At 70.8% G+C, this 13,457-nt stretch carries 14 protein-coding genes; 4 read left to right on the top strand and 10 right to left on the bottom strand.

The window, feature by feature from the left end; all coding sequences use genetic code 11:
- The first annotated feature begins 15 nt into the window (after positions 1–15).
- Both maiA and ACE101_RS06940 read left to right on the top strand, forming a co-directional pair.
- Complete coding sequence (gene maiA, locus ACE101_RS06945; protein ID WP_379138509.1) at positions 16–660, top strand: maleylacetoacetate isomerase; 645 nt, start codon at positions 16–18, stop codon at positions 658–660.
- 507 nt (positions 661–1,167) lie between these two features.
- Positions 1,168–2,418 carry an outer membrane beta-barrel protein gene (locus ACE101_RS06940; RefSeq protein ID WP_379127144.1) on the top strand — a complete coding sequence of 417 codons (1,251 nt, stop codon included), beginning with the start codon at positions 1,168–1,170 and terminating at the stop codon, positions 2,416–2,418.
- Between the two features lie 402 nt (positions 2,419–2,820).
- Here the strand turns inward: ACE101_RS06940 and ACE101_RS06935 are convergent, their stop codons facing one another.
- The 4 genes from ACE101_RS06935 to ggt form a co-directional block, all read right to left on the bottom strand.
- A complete protein-coding gene (locus tag ACE101_RS06935) occupies positions 2,821–3,531 on the bottom strand; it encodes a Bax inhibitor-1/YccA family protein (RefSeq protein ID WP_379127141.1) in 711 nt (236 codons plus the stop codon).
- A gap of 90 nt (positions 3,532–3,621) precedes the next feature.
- Positions 3,622–4,398 (bottom strand): anti-sigma factor family protein, encoded by a 777-nt coding sequence (locus ACE101_RS06930; RefSeq protein ID WP_379127138.1) that lies wholly within the window; start codon positions 4,396–4,398, stop codon positions 3,622–3,624.
- The gene (locus tag ACE101_RS06925) at positions 4,395–4,973 is read right to left on the bottom strand and encodes a sigma-70 family RNA polymerase sigma factor (RefSeq protein WP_379127136.1); all 579 of its coding nucleotides are present in this window, start codon (positions 4,971–4,973) and stop codon (positions 4,395–4,397) included. The genes ACE101_RS06930 and ACE101_RS06925 overlap by 4 nt, the downstream gene beginning before the upstream one ends.
- 92 nt (positions 4,974–5,065) lie before the next feature.
- Positions 5,066–6,811, bottom strand: a complete 1,746-nt coding sequence (gene ggt, locus ACE101_RS06920; RefSeq protein ID WP_379127134.1) for a gamma-glutamyltransferase — start codon at positions 6,809–6,811, stop codon at positions 5,066–5,068.
- 114 nt (positions 6,812–6,925) lie between these two features.
- Here ggt and ACE101_RS06915 point away from each other — a divergent pair, with 114 nt between their 5' ends.
- On the top strand, positions 6,926–7,564 hold the full coding sequence (locus ACE101_RS06915) for a LysE family translocator (protein WP_379127131.1): 639 nt from the start codon (positions 6,926–6,928) through the stop codon (positions 7,562–7,564).
- Between the two features lie 7 nt (positions 7,565–7,571).
- Here ACE101_RS06915 and ACE101_RS06910 read toward each other — a convergent pair whose 3' ends face one another.
- From ACE101_RS06910 to ACE101_RS06885, 6 genes are all read right to left on the bottom strand, one after another.
- Positions 7,572–7,871, bottom strand: a complete 300-nt coding sequence (locus ACE101_RS06910) for a helix-turn-helix domain-containing protein (protein ID WP_379127128.1) — start codon at positions 7,869–7,871, stop codon at positions 7,572–7,574.
- An 8-nt stretch (positions 7,872–7,879) separates the two neighbouring features.
- Complete coding sequence (locus ACE101_RS06905) at positions 7,880–8,143, bottom strand: type II toxin-antitoxin system RelE/ParE family toxin (protein ID WP_379127126.1); 264 nt, start codon at positions 8,141–8,143, stop codon at positions 7,880–7,882.
- 160 nt (positions 8,144–8,303) lie between these two features.
- Entirely contained in the window at positions 8,304–8,819 is a 516-nt protein-coding gene (locus ACE101_RS06900) for a hypothetical protein (protein ID WP_379127124.1), read from the bottom strand.
- 19 nt (positions 8,820–8,838) lie between these two features.
- Positions 8,839–10,134: a dual-specificity RNA methyltransferase RlmN gene (gene rlmN, locus ACE101_RS06895; protein ID WP_379127122.1), complete on the bottom strand. Its 1,296-nt coding sequence runs from the start codon at positions 10,132–10,134 to the stop codon at positions 8,839–8,841.
- A 78-nt stretch (positions 10,135–10,212) separates the two neighbouring features.
- On the bottom strand, positions 10,213–10,824 hold the full coding sequence (locus ACE101_RS06890) for an invasion associated locus B family protein (protein WP_379127120.1): 612 nt from the start codon (positions 10,822–10,824) through the stop codon (positions 10,213–10,215).
- 160 nt (positions 10,825–10,984) lie between these two features.
- Positions 10,985–11,782, bottom strand: coding sequence for a DUF4198 domain-containing protein (locus ACE101_RS06885; protein ID WP_379127118.1), 798 nt, complete (start codon positions 11,780–11,782; stop codon positions 10,985–10,987).
- Between the two features lie 422 nt (positions 11,783–12,204).
- Between ACE101_RS06885 and ACE101_RS06880 the strand changes: the two genes are divergently transcribed.
- Entirely contained in the window at positions 12,205–13,434 is a 1,230-nt protein-coding gene (locus ACE101_RS06880) for a helix-turn-helix transcriptional regulator (RefSeq protein ID WP_379127117.1), read from the top strand.
- Positions 13,435–13,457: the final 23 nt, after the last annotated feature.

The following is a 13,457-nucleotide window of genomic DNA, read 5'->3' as shown; positions in this document are numbered from 1 at the left end:
CCGGAGGCCTTGATGCTGCGGATGATCGGCAACTGGCGTTCGGCCGCGGCATTCCGGGTGCGGATCGCCCTCAACCTCAAGGGCATCCCCTACGAGGAGAGCTTCATCGACCTCGATGCGGGCGACCAGCACAAGCCCGCGTTCCGCGCCATCAACCCGCAGGGCGCGGTGCCGGCCGTGTTCGACGGCGACGGGCCGCCGCTCATCGAATCGCTCGCCATCCTCGACTACCTGGAGGAGACGCATCCCGAGCCAGCCCTGCTGCCGCGCGAACCGCGGGCGCGGGCGCGGGCGCGCTCCCTCGCCCAGGTCGTCGCCTGCGACACCCACCCGCTCTACGTGCCGCGGGTGCGCACCTATCTCACCGACGATCTCGGCCTGCCGCGCGAGGCGATGCTCGGCTGGCTGCGCCACTGGATCGGCAGCGGGCTCGCCACCCTCGAAGCCCGCCTGACCCGCGAGCCGGGGACCGGGCGCTACTGCCAGGGCGACGCGGTGAGCCACGCGGATCTCTGCCTCGTCAGCCTGTGGGTCGGCACCACGATCTTCTCGGTCGACACGGCGCCCTATCCGACCGCGCGGCGCATCGCGGAGGATTGCCTCGCGCAGGACGCCTTCGCCAGGGCGCATCCCCTCCGGCAGCCCGGCGCGCCGGGCTGAGCCGCCCCGCAGCTCCCATCGTCCCGGTCGACGCCGGACGCGCGAACGGCGCGAGCCGGCGTCGGTCATGCGGCATCCCGCCCGGTCCGAAGAGGCCGATTCGGTCGTCGGGAGGCGCCGGAGGGCCGTTCGATCTGCGGACGCCTGAGTGAAGCCGGTTTCCGATTCGCGACGCGGGACGATCGGCCATGACGGAGGACCGAGCGGCTCCCACAAGCGGCAAGATGTATCCGGCTGGCCGCACCGAGACCGGTTCCGCAGGACGGGCGTAGCAGCGAGCGGCGATATCTTTCCTGATCTTCCTTTTTCACGCCGATCGGAAGCCCGTCACGCGCGAATGCCACGCTCCCTTTGCGTCGGAAGGAGATCGTTGCATCATCGCCACATCTCGTCGCCAACCGTTTGGGCTGCATAAATCTTAGGCACCTGCTTAGAAAATGCCTTTGCGCAAATGGCTCCAGACTGCCAGCTTAACCGTAGTCAGACCGACAACTGGGCGTGAGAACCGTGGCGATCCGTTATACTTCCCTCAGCTTGGCCGCACTCGCGATGATGTCGGGCTACGCTCAGGCGGCCGATCTGGCGGCGCCGAAGCCGGTGCCCGCCGCGCCGGAGCCTTGCAAGGCCACGCTCTCCTTCCCGGCCTATAACGGTCCGATCAAGCAGAACCCCGATCCGACCTGCTTCACCATCGGCGGGTTCGGCGACATCTACGTCGGCGGTGCCCTCACGGGCTACGCCTATACGCAGACGAACCAGTTCAACCGGGACCTCGCGCTGCCGCTCGGGATCTTCCCGGACCGCGACCGCGCCTCGCGGATCGACTTCTCCAACCTGATGACCTGGGTGCAGAAGGTCGACGGCCCGCTCCAGTTCACCATCGCGGCCGGCGCCTACGCCATCCCGACTCTCGGGGCCCAGAACTACAGCGCCTTCAACCAGACCGACCTGCTCTTCAGCCCGCTCCCGGTCGCCTTCGGCAAGTGGCAGATCAACGACGCCTGGTCGATCCAGGGCGGCCGGATGCCGACCCTGATCGGCAGCGAGGCGCCCTTCACCTTCCAGAACCTGAACATCTCCCGCGGCCTGCTGTTCTTCCAGGAGAACATCATCAACCACGGCGTGCAGGTGAACTGGTCCGAGGGTCCGTGGTCGGTCTCGGTGGCCGGCACCGACGGGTTCTACTCGGGCGAGATCAGCTGGTTCACGGGTGCGGTCACCTACAAGCTCAACGACGCGAACACGATCGGCGTGAATGGCGGCTTCAACGTCGACCGCACGAATGCCGGCGTCCGGAGCTTCCGCTACCAGTTCGCCACGCCGCTCTTCCAGCAGAACAGCGGCATCTTCAACATCAACTACACCTATGCGGACGGGCCGTGGGTCGTCACGCCGTACTTCCAGTTCACGAATGTCGAGCGTGACCCGCGCATCGGCATCTTCGAGAGCGCCTCGACCTATGGCGGCGCGATCCTGGCGAGCTACGCCTTCAACGAGAACTTCGCTCTCGCCGGCCGCGTCGAGTACGAGACCCAGACCGGCAACCGCCTCACCGGCACCACCAGCCTGCTCTACGGCCCGGGCAGCTCCGCCCTGTCCGTCACGGTGACGCCGACCTTCACGTTCGGCCGCTACTTCCTGCGCGCCGAATACGCCCACGTGCAGCTCTACGACATCACGGCGGGCTTCGGCTTCGGCCGCGGCGGCAACAAGACCTCGCAGGACCGCTACCTGGTCGAGACCGGCTTCACCTTCTGAGCCGCTCCGCCCTCACGTCTCATCGTGAAGCCCCGCCCGGCATCGCCGGGCGGGGCTTCACGCATTCAGAGCCCTGGTTGGATCGATGCTCGCGGCCTCTCCCACCCTCGCCCTCCTCCTTCGGGGCACCTCGGGAGGAGGGCGAGGGCGGGGATGGGCGGGCCACCAGGCCCTTGGATGAGTGTGGCGCCCCGGCCCTCAAGCAAGGAGGGAGTTTCCAGGACCGCCCCCGTGGCCAAGATCGAGCCATCCCGGCGCTCGCTCGGCGGATGGCCGGAGCGTGGCCTTTCCTCTCGCATCCCGCAGCGCGGGAAGGGCCGATGGTCCGCAACAAAAAACCCGCCCGTGAGGGCGGGGGGAGGTCGTTCGTCCGACCGGCGTCAAAGGTCGGCGCAGGCCCGCCTATTCGCGTTCGCCGGTGAGATTCAGGAGCATCTGGAACAGGTTGATGAAGTTCAGGTAGAGCGACAGCGCGCCGAACACCGCGAGCTTGCTGTTCGCCTCCTGGCCCCAATGGTCGGCGTACTGCTCCTTGATCGACTGCGTGTCGTAGGCGGTCAGGCCGACGAAGACCACGACGCCGATGACCGAGATCGCGAATTGCAGGGCGCTCGAGGCCAGGAAGATGTTCACGAGGCTGGCGATGACCAGGCCGATCAGGCCCATGATCAGGAACGAGCCCATCTGCGAGAGGTCGCGCTTGGTGGTGTAGCCGTAGAGGCTGGTCGCGCCGAACATCGCCGCCGTGATGAAGAAGGTGCGGGCGATGCTGGTCCCGGTGAAGACCAGGAAGACGGAGGCCAGCGACAGGCCCATCACGCCGCAGAAGCTCCAGAACAGGGTCTGGGCGGTGGCGGCCGAGATGTGCTCGATGCGGAACGACAGGAACAGGATGAAGCCGAGCGGTGCCAGCATCACCACGTATTTGAGCGGCGTGCCGAACAGCGGCTGGGCGATGGCCGGGGTCGAGGCCACCGCGAAGGCGACGAGGCCGGTGAGGGCGAGCCCGAGCCCCATGTAGTTGTAGACCCGCAGCATGTGCTGCCGCAGGCCGGCGTCGAAGGCAGCCGCGGACGGCGCCGCCCCGGTCTGCCAAGCATAAGGCGTGTTCATGGATCAGGATCCTCGCGTGGGATCCACCGGAGCCGCGGGGGCGGCCCGGTGGGATTCGAAAAAAAGACGAAGCGGCTCAGGCGGCGGGGCTCAGGGCTTGGGCGCGCCGAGCGCCGCGGCGGCCCGGCCGAGCGCCAGCTCGTCGCCCCCGCTGAGCGCGAAGGCGGTACGGCCCGCCTTCCAGTAGACGGTCACGGCCTCGCCCGACCGCGTCACCTCGGGGGCGAGCGCCTCCTCGTCGGTGGCGCGGGTCGCGAACAGGGCGACCGAGCCGAGGGCGGCGGCGTCGATGGCGACCTCAACCCCGGCGCCGGAGCGGGAGGGGAAGATCTGCAGGTCGTGCACCCGCCAATCCTGCGGCAGGGCCGGAAGCCGGATGCCGGTCGCCGCCTCGATGCCGCTGCGGTCATAGGCCGGCGTCGGGCGCAAGGAGGCGACGCGTGCCCGCAGCTGCGCCGTCTGGCGCGCCTGGATCGCGTCCTCCACGAAGGGCGGGGAATGCGTCGAGGCGATCGTCATCGGCACCCCGAAGCCGCCGGTCTCGGCATGCATCAGCCAGCCCGCCCCGACGAGCAGCGCCACCACGGCGGCGCGCTGGAAGCGCTGGCCGATGCGCCGCCACGTCAGCGAGCGGTCGAGCCGCCGGGCGGCCAGCGCGATGCGTTCCGGCACCGGACCCGGCTGCACGATCGGGTGAGCGGGCGCGAAGGCGGCGCTCAGGGCGTCGCGGGTGCGCAGGTCCGCCATCACCCGGGCGGCGGTGTCGGGATGCGCGGCGAGATGCTCCTCGACCTCGATGCGACGCGCGAGGTCGAGCTGGCCGTCGATATAGGCCGTCAGGTCGCTCTCGGTAACCGGGTCCATCATCGGTCCATCTCCACGGACGAGCTTCCCCCCTGGACGACGCGCAACCGCGGCGGGGCGCGGGGCGTCTCGGGCTCCGGGGAGGGCAGGCGGCCCTGTCCGCTCTCGAAATTCCGCAACGCCGCCCGTCCCCGTCCGAGACGCGACATCAGCGTGCCGATCGGGATCCCGAGGACGTCCGCGGCCTCCTGGTAGGCCATCCCCTCGATGGTCACGAGGTGGAGCGCCGCCCGCTGCTCCTCGGGCAGCCGGGCGAAGGCCTCGCGGATCTGCGCGAGGCGCACGTGGCTGTCCTGGGCCGGGGGCACCGCCTCGTCGGAGAGATGCTCCAGCGTGTCGGCGTAGCGCGCCTCCACCTGACGGCGGCGCTGGCCGTCGATGAAGGCGTTGTGCAGCACCGTCATCAGCCAGGTGCGCAGGTTGGTGCCGGTCTTCAGCGCGCCCTGATGCTCCAGGGCGCGCACCAGCGCATCATGCACGAGATCGTCGGCCTGCGTCGCGTCGCGCGTGAGCGCGCGGGCGTAACGGCGCAGCGGCACGATCAGGTCCACGACGTCGAGGCGCTTGCGAGGTCTCATGATCCCGGTCGGTTCGAGGGGCTTCTGATGAATGAACGGTTCGGGCGGCGGATTTAATCCCTCGGAGGTCCTCGATCCCTACGGACCCCGCCTCACGGGCCGGCGGCGAGCGTGCCGCGCTGACGCGGATCGGCGGCGCCGACCCAGCCGCCGGGCACCGCCATGATGGAATTCGCCGAGCCGGAACTGGATCCCACCACGACCCGGTGACCGCGTGCCCGCAGGAGCGCCAGGGTGTCGGGCGACAGGCCGCCCTCCACCAGCAGGGCGTCGGGCCGCCACTGGTGATGCACCCGCGGCGCCGCCACCGCCTCGGCGAGGCTGAGCCCGAAATCGAGAACCCCCGTCACCACCTGCAGCACCGTCGAGATGATGCGGCTGCCGCCGGGGCTCCCGGTCACCAGGAGGAGCCGCCCGTCCCGGAACACGAAGGCCGGCGTCATGCTCGACAGGGGCCGCGCGCCGGGCGCCACGGCGTTGGCCGCGCTGCCGACGAGGCCGTAGGCGTTCTGCGCGCCGGGCTTGGCCGAGAAATCGTCCATCTCGTTGTTGAGGATCACGCCGGTGCCCGCCGCGACGAGGCCGAGCCCGTAGGAGAAGTTGAGCGTGTAGGTGTTCGACACCGCGTTGCCGTCGCGGTCCACCACCGAGAAATGGGTGGTCTGGTCCGGCTCGAAGGGCAGGGGATCGCCGGCCCGGACCGCCTCGGCCGGCCGGGCGCGGTCCGGGTCGATCCGTGACCGCAGGGTCTGCGCATAGGCCTTGGCGGTCAGGCCCGCGACCGGCACGTGGATCCGGTCGGGATCGCCGAGAAAGGCCGCGCGGTCCGCGTAGGCCTGCTTCATCGCCTCGGCGAGGATGTGGACCGCCTCGGCGCTGCCCGCTCCCATTGCGGCGAGGTCGTAGCCTTCGAGGATGTTGAGGATCTCGATGAGGTGGACGCCGCCGGAACTCGGCGGCGGCATCGCCACGATCGCATCGCCGCGGTAGGTGCCGCGCACGGGCTCGCGAAGGACCACCCGGTAGCCGGCGAGGTCGTCCTCGCTCATCACGCCGCCGGCCTCGCGCACGGCGGCGACGAGCCTGCCGGCGATCGCGCCCGTGTAGAAGGCGTCGGGTCCCCGCTCGGCGATGGCCCGCAGGGTCGCGGCGAGATCCGCCTGCACGAGCCGCTCGCCCCAGGCGAAGGGCCTGTCGCCGTTGAAGAAGACGGCGCGGCTCGACGGCCAGCGCCCGAGGGTCCCGGCGGCGCGGGGCAGCGAATCGGCCAGATCCTCCTCGACCGTGATCCCGTCGCGGGCGAGCGCCTCGGCGGGGGCGATCAGGTCGGCGAGGCCGAACCGGCCCGAGCCGTAGCGCGCCAGGGCCTCGGCCAGCCCGCGGACGGTGCCCGGCACGCCGACGGCCTTGCCGGTGGCGGTCGAGAGCCGGGGATCCGGTTCGCCGTCCGGGCCGAGGAAGAGGTCGCGGGTCGCCGCCGCGGGCGCCGTCTCCCGGTAGTCGATCGCGACGGTCTCGTTGCGGGCGGCGCGATGCACCAGCATGAAGCCGCCCCCGCCGAGATTGCCCGCCCGCGGCAGGGTCACGGCGAGCGCGAAGCCCACCGCCACCGCCGCATCGACGGCGTTGCCGCCCCGGCGCAGGATGTCGACGCCGATCCGCGTCGCCCGGGATTCCTGCGAGGAGACCATGCCGTGCGGGGCGAAGGCCGGCAGCAGCCGGGCGCTGTCCGACTGGATCGCCGTCGCTCCCGGCATGCCGGGCGGCGCGCCCTGGGCGGCGGCCGGGCCGGCCAGAGCGAGGACGACGAGGAGCGCTAAGGTGCGGCGCAGCGGCATGGGACGGGCCTCCATCCGGTCAAGGTGGGACCGGGGCCGTCCGCCACAACCCTCGGCTTGCACCGGCACGCCGCCCGGGGCATGCGGTCGGTGGAGCGCTCACCGGATGCCGTCATGACCTTCCTGCCCGAAACCCCGACGCTCGTCGCCTATCTGGGCGCCTGCCTCGTGCTGTTCGTGACGCCGGGGCCGGACATGAGCCTGATGCTCGCCCGCACCATCGCGGCGGGACGCCGGGCCGGGATCGCGACCCTGCTCGGCACCAGCACCGGCACCCTCGGCCACACGCTGGCCGCGGCGTTCGGGATCTCGGCGCTCCTCGCCGCCTCGGCCACGGCCTTCCTGGTGCTGAAGGTGGTGGGCGCGCTCTACCTCGCGTGGCTCGCGATCGATGCCCTGCGGCACGGCTCGGCGCTGAGCGTGCGGCCCGAGGCGCGGGTCACGGGCGGGATCTGGCGCACCTACTGGAAGGGCGTCGGCGTCAACCTGACGAACCCGAAGGTCGTCCTGTTCTTCATCACCTTCCTGCCGCAATTCGTGCGGGCGGATTCGCCGAACCCGGCCGGCCAGCTCGCCTTCCTGGGCGCGACCTTCGTGGCGCTGTCGCTGCCGCTCGGCCTGCTCCTGGTGCTCGGGGCCGAGCGGATCACCGGCTCCCTCCAGGCCCGGCCGCGCGTGCTGCGGGCGATGGACTGGCTCTTCGCCGGGATGTTCGGCGCCTTCGCGGCGCGGATCCTGGCAACGGCGCGCTGACGGGCGGTCAGCCGGGCTGACCGAGCATCTCCTCGACCAAGCGCGGGTTCTTCTCCAGCAGTGCCAGGAGGACGCGTGCCGGCCCCTCCGGCTGCCGCCGCCGCTGTTCCCAGTTGCGCAAGGTTCCAACGGCAACACCGATCGCCCGCGCGAAGGCGTCCTGGGACAGGGCGGACGCTTTGCGGATGGCTGCCACGTCGATCTCGCGCGGAATATGCAGGTGCATCCCGGGCACGGCCTCGCCACGAGCATGGGCTCCGGCCTGCTCGATGCTTCGCATCAGGTCGTTGAAGGTCCTGTCGTCCATGATACGCCTCAGAACAAAGTCTCCACCAAACGGCCAAGGATGCGGGCTTGCTCCGGAGTTAGATCAACCTGATCGTTCTTCGCGTAGGCGAGGAGCAGGTAGACGCCATGCTTCATGGCAAAATAAGAAATGACACGTGCTCCACCGCGCTTGCCACGACCGGCTAGCGGAACCCGGGCCTTGCGGAGACCGCCCGCTCCGGGGATGACGTCACCCGCCTGAGGATTGGCCGCGAAGAAGTTGACGATTGCGATCCGTTCCGCTTCGGTCATCAGCCGCTCTGCCGAGCGAAGGTAAATCTCCGTCTCTATGACTGTGTGAAGCGCGCCCGCCATGCGCTTTCATGCGGCGCTGACGCACATACGTCAATGACGCATGGCGTCCATTCAGCCGGCATTCGAAAGTACGGAGTAAGTTTACCGCCCCGACGCGTCAGCGCCGGTCCGGCACCATCATCGTCACCGGTGGCCGCCCGGCCCAGCGGCCTGCGAAGAGCCAGTAGACCAGCCCGGCCGCGGCGCCGGAGACGAACAGCAGCGCCGTGACGCGCCCCTCGGCGAGGCCCGCCGGTCCGGTCGCGCCGACCTCGCGGGCGCCGCGCATCAGCCAGGGCAGGAGCGCGGTGAGGAGGCCGGTCGCACCCGCGTACCACGCGAGGGAGCGCCAGCCGAGCACCTCGCCGACGACCGCGTTGAGGGCGGGCGGCACGGCGAGGAGCAGGAGCAGCGCCCGGCCGACGCCGAGCACCGCCTCCACCATGCCGGCATCCGGCGGATAGCCCGCCGCGAGTTCCGAGGCGACCGCCTCGATCGCGTAGAGGCCGAGCCCGCCCATGAGGTCGCGCAGGACCGGATCGACCAGCGCGCCGAGGCCCAGGAGGGCGGCCCCGGACGGGATCGCGAGCAGCAGCGCGAATCCCACGACGAGGAGGCGGCCGATCAGGCGCATCGGAGGAAAGCTCCCGCGCTCAGTCGTCGTCCACGGCGCCGTAGACGCCCTCGGCGCCGATGCCGTCCTCCAGCATCAGCCGGGCGCGGGCGCGCAGCTTCTCGGTCTCGCTCTTGAGCTGGCCGCAGGCGGCCAGGATGTCGCGGCCGCGCGGCGTGCGCACCGGGGAGGCGTAGCCGGCGTTGAACACGATCTCGGAGAAGCGCTCGATCCGCTCCCAGTCCGAGCACTCGTATTTCGAGCCGGGCCAGGGATTGAACGGGATCAGGTTGATCTTGGCCGGGATGCCCTTGAGCAGCCGCACCAGCTCGCGCGCCTCCGCATCCGAATCGTTGACGCCCTTGAGCATCACGTACTCGAAGGTGATCCGCCGCGCATTCGACACGCCCGGATAGTTGCGGCAAGCGTCGAGCAGTTCGCGGATCGGGTATTTGCGGTTGAGCGGCACCAGCTCGTTGCGCAGGTCGTCCCGCACCGCGTGCAGCGAGATCGCCAGCATGGCGTTCGCGTCGATGCCGAGCCGCTCGAATTGCGGCACCACGCCCGAGGTCGAGACCGTGATGCGGCGACGCGAGAGGCCGAGGCCCTCGTTGTCGCTCATCACGCCGACCGCGTCGACGACGTTGTCGACGTTGTAGAGCGGCTCGCCCATGCCCATGAACACGATGTTCGAGACGAAGCGCGAGCCGTCCACGGGCACGAAGGTGCCCTTGGGCGGGGTCTGGCCGGGCCAGTCGCCGAGACGGTCGCGGGCGACCACGAGCTGCGCCGTGATCTCCTGCGCCGAGAGGTTGCGCACGAGGCGCTGCGTGCCGGTGTGGCAGAACGAGCAGGTCAGCGTGCAGCCGACCTGCGAGGAGACGCAGAGCGTGCCGCGATCGTTGGCCGGGATGTAGACGCACTCGATCTCGGCGCCGCGGTTGTGGTCGTGGCGCCCGGTCGGCGGCATGCGCAGCAGCCACTTGCGGGTGCCGTCACGGGAGACCTGCTCGCTCACCACTTCCGGCCGGTCGAGGGTGTAGGCCTCCTCCAGCTGCGCCTTCAGGGCCTTGCTGACATTGGTCATCGCCTCGAAGGCGGTCGCCCCGCGCACGTTGATCCAGTGCCAGAGCTGGCCGGTGCGCATGCGCTGCTCGCGCTCCGGCACGCCGATCGCCGCGAGGTGCTCGCGCAGCGCGTTGCGCGTGAGGCCGACCAGGGAGGGGCGGCCGGCCGCGACCATCGCCTCGGGCCGTATCTCGGGCGTCTTCTCGATCAGGAGGGAGGGACCGCCACGGCGCTCGGGCCGCGCGGTGTCGAGGGACGCCGTCGCCATCTGGAAACCTTCGGAAGTGCAGATTGCCGACGATATAGGGGCTTTGCGGCCGAAACGCGAATTCGGGGATGTCGCCCCCTACTTGCACTCCTCGCGGGTGCGCTTGAGCGCGTCCCCGAAACCGTCGAGCCCGTACTCGTCGGTCGAGGGGTTGCCCCGCTGCGAGACCGCCTTCACGACGAGCTTCTTGCCGCGGCCCATCTCGGTGACGACGCGGCCCTCATCGGCCGGATTCTGCAGCCACGCATTCGCTCCCTTCACCACCAGGGCGTAGCGGGCGCTGCCGATGGCGAGCGAGGGGTCGTTCGCGGCGGAGGGGGTGGGCACCGCGGGCGCGGCGGCGGCGGTCTCGGCGCCGGCCCCGGTCTGGTTGCTGCCGGGCTTGGGCGCGAAGCCCAGCATCAGGGCGATCTCGTTCGAGACCCGCTCGCCCTTGCGCACCGTGACGAACAGGTAGGCGGGGTCCCGCTTCAGGCTCTTCGGCAGGCGCGCCTGGGGCTGGCTGATCGCGTAGCAGATCCGGCCCTTGCCCTCGCCGGCCGCGAAGACGTTCCAGACTCCGAAGCTGCCGATCGGGCTCGCCTGCAGGTTCGGCGGTGCCGAGGCCTCGGGCTTGGCCTTCGGCTTGGCGAGGGCCGGAGCGGCGGCCAGGAGGGACAGGGCGACGATGGGGAGGAGGGCGCGACTCATACGGGGATCCTACGCATCATTCCGCGGCGTGTCCCGCGGTTCGCAGAAGGATTGAAGCGAAATCAAGGGCCTGATGTGGCCGTGCGCGGCGGCCGGCCCGCCGGGCCGGGGCGTTTCCCCATGAATCTCACCGTCGATCTCACCATCCCCGGGGCGGATGTCAGTTCATCGAGACCTCGTCGAGGCGGAACGCGAAGGTCGCGCTGTAATCGTCGCGGTCGGCGAGATCCGGCGTCGCCGAGGGGCCGACGCTGTGGCGCGCGGTGAGGAGCTGCGCGCCGGCCTTGCGGATGGGCACCGTCGCCACGCCGTCCGCATCCGTCGCCACGTGCGGCGCCTGGGTGGGATCGAGGTCGGCGCTGCCTTCGCCGTAGAGGATGCTCGCTCCCGGAAGCGGCGCGCCGCGGAACAGCACCCGCACGCGGATCGCCCCCGCCGTCGGCGCCGGAATCTCGAGCGGCACGATCTCCAGCGTGTGCCCCACCACCTTCAGCCAGGGCGCGGCGGGCCCGAAAGCCGCCTTGGCGAAGCGCACGGACCAGCGGCTCGCCGCGGCGTCCGGCGCGAGGCGGCGGCTGGTGTTGCGGCCGCTGCCGTCCTTCAGGGTCACCCAGTAGCCGCTGTCGTAGGTCGCGGCGGCGAGGGTGCGGTTCGGCTTGGTCGGCAGCGGGGCCACCAGGGCCGGCGGCACGTCCGGCGGGCTCGGCGTCAGCGCCGTCGCGAGGCCCGCGGTCTCGTCGGGCGTGATCGCCTGAAGCTCCACCAGCTTCGGCTTCGACGGCATCAGTCGTTGCCGCGGCGCACCGAAATTCACCCGCAGCTGCGGGCCCGCTTCCGGTGTGCTGAGCGTGATCCACAGATCGTGCTGCTGCGCAGCGGCGGGCTCCCCGAAAGCCGCGAGTGCCACCACCGCCGTCACCGCAAGGGCCAGGCGGCGCGGGATGGAGGAATGGGACATCGGCCGTTCGATCTCCTGGCGCCGCGAGTCGGGATACCGGGAGCAGGTGGGGTTTCGCGCTCCGAGGTCAAGCGGGGTGCCGGAGCGCGCCACCGCGCACCGCTCCGCCTGCGCCGCAGGAAGCCGCGCCGGCTGATTTGGACAAGTCGAAACCAGCCGAACCGGTGCGCACCATACCACGGCTTCTCCGGACCTTCTGTTGTCAAAAAAGCTCATTTCAAGTCGTCGGGTGCGCCAACGCACGCCGCCGCGGGAAAAGCTCCCGGAGCATCCTGAAGCGGTCTTGCCAGAGAGGCCAAAAAGATACCAATCTTCACTCCGGCCGATTTGAGGAAGGTCGGTCATTGTTCACGAAGGCCGGTTCGTCTCCCGGGGGCGGGAGGAAGCCGGCGCGACGGGAACAGCTGCCGGGGGGCTCATCCATGCCGCTGACCCAGTGCGCCTTCTCCGATCTGGTGGGCCGCATCTACGATTGCGGGCAGGATCCGGCTTTGTGGCCCGACACCCTCGCCCGGCTCGTCAAGACCCTCGGCGCCCTGGCGGGCTGGATCGGCCTGCAGGATCCCGCCCGCCGCACGGAGCGGATCGCCGTCGAGGTCGGCCTCTCGCCGGAGCAGCGCGCCCGCTACACCGAGCATTTCGTCAGCCTCAGCCCCGTCGCCCTCACGACCCGGTTCATGCCGGCGGACGGCGTCGTCGCCCTCTCGGACATCGTCGACCGCGCGGCCTTCCGCGGCACGGCCTTCTACGAGCAATGGTGCCGCCCGCACCGGGTGGAGGATCTGATCGCCGGCATCCTGTCCCGCTCGCCGGCGGGCTGCGGCAGCCTGTCGGTCTCCTTCGACCGGCCCGCCGCGGCCGAGACGCGGGAGCTGATGCGCCTCCTGCTGCCGCATCTGCGCCGCTCGGTGGAGACCGGGCGCCTGCTCGCCGAACGGAGTGGCGAGACCGCCTGCCTCTCGGCGGCGATGGATGCCCTGAGCGCGGGCGTGATCCTGCTCGACGCCGCGGGCCGCGTGCTGCGCACCAATGCGGCCGCGGATGCGATCCTGCGCGAAGGCGACGCGCTGCGGCGCATGCCGGCGGGCACCCTGGCGGCGGCGGAGCCCTGGTCGCAGGGGGCGTTCGAGGCCGCGCTCGCGGCCTGCCGATCCGGCGGCGACGGGCCGCGGCCGGCGATCCCGTTTCCCTCGCGGCGCAAGGCCGGTCCGCGCGGCGGGCTGGTGGGGCAGATCATCCCTCTGCACGAGGCCATCGCCGTGGCGCGCAGCCCGGTCTGCGGCGCCGAGGAGGATCCGCAGCGCAAGGCGGTGGCCGCCCTCTTCGTGCAGGATCCCGAGCGGCCCTGCGCGGTGCCGAGCGAGGCGCTGGTGCGGCTCTACGGCCTCACGCCGGGCGAATTGCGGGTGCTGCACGGGCTGATGCGCGACCTCACGCTGAGCGAGATCGCCGAGGCCTGCGGCATCGGCATCGCGACGGTGCGCACGCATCTGGCGCGCCTGTTCGACAAGACCGGCACCCGGCGACAGGCCGAGTTGCTGCGCGCCGTCATGGCGGCTGCTCCGGCCCTGCGGGCGCCGGACCCCTGGGCCGCGGGGGCCCTCCAGCCGCGCCGCAGGGCGGGGCACGATCCCGCGCATCCATCGGTATGATACGCAATCCGCTTGATCGAAGC

The sequence above is a fragment of the Methylobacterium carpenticola genome (assembly GCF_042748905.1).
GTDB lineage: Bacteria > Pseudomonadota > Alphaproteobacteria > Rhizobiales > Beijerinckiaceae > Methylobacterium > Methylobacterium carpenticola.
The sequence above is the reverse complement of the archived record's forward strand: the minus strand, read 5'-3'. Positions and strand labels throughout refer to the sequence as shown.